We start from the raw sequence: 1,610 nt of genomic DNA on the forward strand, positions 1-1,610 counted from the left end.
TTTCTCGCAAGAAATTTTATCTTTAACAGAAAATAATCAGTTCCGAAGTTCGCAACCTCGCCAAGCGCCGGGACGTTGTGCGTCATTTTAGCAGAACGAAAACGAAATCAACAAATTAACATAAAGAATGAAAAAAATAACAATTTTAATTTTAACAGTTTTTTCAATTAATATCTATTCGCAAGAAATAGAAACAGAAAACTGGATAACTGATTTAAATTTTCTAAAAACAGAGTTGCCGAAGAAACACAAAAATTTATTTTTCAAAATAACTAAAAATGAATTTGAAAATGGTATTGAGAAAATCATTAAGCAACTTGATAAAGATACCGACATTGAAACTTCTATGAAACTTCATCAATTAATTGCTAAAATTGGTGATTCTCATACAAGTCTAAGCACTTCACATATTACACAAAAAAGGAAAGTATTTCCTGTAGATTTCATGTGGTTTAAAGAAGGATTATTCATTTCAGGAACTACAAAAGACAACTATGAAATTTTAGACAAAAAAATACTTTCAATTAATGGAAACAAAATCAACACAATATTAGATAGTTTAAAAACTCTCAACGTAGCTGAAAACACTGCTTTGATAAAGACAAATTCATCTCGTTTATTAGAAAGTAATGTCATATTAAAATATTTTGGCTTTTCTAAACAAAATGATAGTATTTACAATTTAGAGCTTTCTGATATTAAAGGGAATATTTCTCATTACAAACTTATGGAAGTTGAAAATGATATAAATTTTAAAAAAAATAAAACTTTTTTAAAAATTAACGCAGAAAAACCATTTTATAGAAACGGAAGTGGTAAAAACTTTAAAGAAGAATATTTTCCTAATGAAAAAATTTACTTTATTCAGTATAATAAATGTGTAAGCAGAGAAACTATAGAAAAATATGGCGATAAAGAAACTGCATATAAATATCCTTCTTTTAATGAATTTGAAGAAAAAGTATTAAAAACACTTGAAACTTCTGAAATTGACAAATTGATTTTTGACATGAGATTTAATGGTGGTGGAAGTTCGTATTTAGCAGAAAACTTAATAGATAAAATTGCAGCTAACAATAAACTAAATAAAAAAGGAAAATTATTTGTAGTTGTTGGTAACGATACTTTTTCATCAGCTATTTTTAACACCATTTATTTTAAAGATAAAACAAATGCAATAATTATTGGAGAAGAAACAAGTGGAAAACCTAATCATTATGGATATGTTAAATCATTTACATTACCTTATTCAGAAATTAAGGTAAGATATTCTTCTGAATTTTGGAAACTTACAGAGGATAATGATGTTTCAATTGTTCCAGATGTTAAGATAGAAAATAGTTACAATGATTACAAAAATGGAATAGACCCTGTTTTTGAATATGTAAAGAAAAATTAAAAAACGAACGCACAACAGGCGTTTGGCAAGATTGCGAATTTTGTGGTGAATTCACGTTTATTTCTCGCAAGAAATTTCATCTTTGATAGAAAATAATCGGTTCCGAAGTTCGCAACCTCGCCAAGCGCCGGAACGTTAGTGGCTATTTTACCGCAGAATCTGGAAAACTACAATTAGATAACAATATGAAAATTGAAAGAGGAATATTTAC

General features: G+C 27.5%; 1 protein-coding gene. It reads left to right on the top strand.

Going from position 1 to position 1,610, the window contains the following annotated elements; genetic code table 11:
- The first annotated feature begins 127 nt into the window (after positions 1 to 127).
- Positions 128 to 1,399 carry a S41 family peptidase gene (locus G6N05_RS15505; protein WP_166131894.1) on the top strand — a complete coding sequence of 424 codons (1,272 nt, stop codon included), beginning with the start codon at positions 128 to 130 and terminating at the stop codon, positions 1,397 to 1,399.
- Positions 1,400 to 1,610: the final 211 nt, after the last annotated feature.

It is taken from the genome of Flavobacterium bernardetii (assembly GCF_011305415.1).
Classification (GTDB): domain Bacteria; phylum Bacteroidota; class Bacteroidia; order Flavobacteriales; family Flavobacteriaceae; genus Flavobacterium; species Flavobacterium bernardetii.

Bases quoted from the DNA above. Each gene is read 5' to 3' on its own strand.
- G6N05_RS15505 (WP_166131894.1), top strand. From the start codon at position 128: ATGAAAAAAATAACAATTTTAATTTTAACAGTTTTTTCAATTAATATC.